The organism is Paenibacillus jamilae (assembly GCF_050482105.1).
Lineage (GTDB): Bacteria > Bacillota > Bacilli > Paenibacillales > Paenibacillaceae > Paenibacillus > Paenibacillus jamilae_B.
Genome location: NZ_JBCNHI010000088.1, coordinates 1 through 1,025, shown reverse-complemented (window position 1 = coordinate 1,025; position 1,025 = coordinate 1). Strand labels below are relative to the sequence as shown.

At 53.4% G+C, this 1,025-nt stretch carries 1 protein-coding gene; it reads right to left on the bottom strand.

All coding sequences use genetic code 11. From position 1 onward, the window contains the following. The coding region (locus tag ABEW32_RS26440; protein WP_430193289.1) for an AMP-binding protein at positions 1 to 1,025 on the bottom strand (1,025 nt) is incomplete at both ends.

The following is a 1,025-nucleotide window of genomic DNA, read 5'->3' as shown; positions in this document are numbered from 1 at the left end:
AACAACAGCGCATGATCCGACGTACGGATTCGAAGCGTCTGATCAAAATACGTTTTCAGATTGCACAGCCCGTGGTGCTCCAGCATCACGCCCTTCGGCTGCCCGGTTGTACCTGACGTATAAATCACATACGCCAGATCGTTTGGACCGGACCCCGGCTCCAGGTTGGAACCATCCTCGTGATACACACTTTGTGCTCCATCCAGCACCAGCACTTGACCGTCGATAACTGCTTTGTCCACCAGATGGCTTTGTGTCAACAGTAGCTTCGCCCCCGAGTCATCCAGCATATAGCGGATGCGCTCTTCTGGATACGTCGGATCGATAGGTACATAGGCGCCTCCGGCTTTTAAAATCCCGAAGATGCCCACGATCATGTCCACCGACCGCTCGGTCATCAGACCCACCAAACGATCTTTCGTCACGCCTTGACTGCGCAGGGTACGCGCTAATCGATTGGCGCGTTCATTCAGCTCACGGTAAGTCAGCGCTTCTCCTTCAAAGAACAAGGCTGTCTGCTCTGGCGTCTGCGCCGTTTGCGCCTCGAACAAGCCGTGAATCGTTTGCTCGCTTGGATAGGCTACCGCTGTATTGCCCCAGACCTCCACGATCTGCTCGCGTTCCTGCGCGGTTATCATATCCAGCTCCTGTACACGGATGTCCGGCTTCGCAGTCACCTGCTCCAGCAGCTGCACCAGATGGCCTCGAATGTGCTCTACACTTTCCCGTTCAAAGGCCCGGGCATTATAGCCAAAGCTCATGTGGATGGTATCCCCTGGCAGCACCACCAGGTTAAAGTCATAGTTAGTCTGCTCGACAGACTCGGCTCCTGTGATAGTGAAGCTGGACGCCTCACCGCTACCTAATTGCTCGATTTGTTCCTCGACCGGATAGTTCTCAAAAATAAGAATATGGTTGATCAAATCCTGCTTAAGCTCCGACAACCCCTGAATTTCATACAACGGATACGTATCGTAGACATGAGAATCGATCGATTGCTCCTGAACGTGCTTCATCACGCCCGA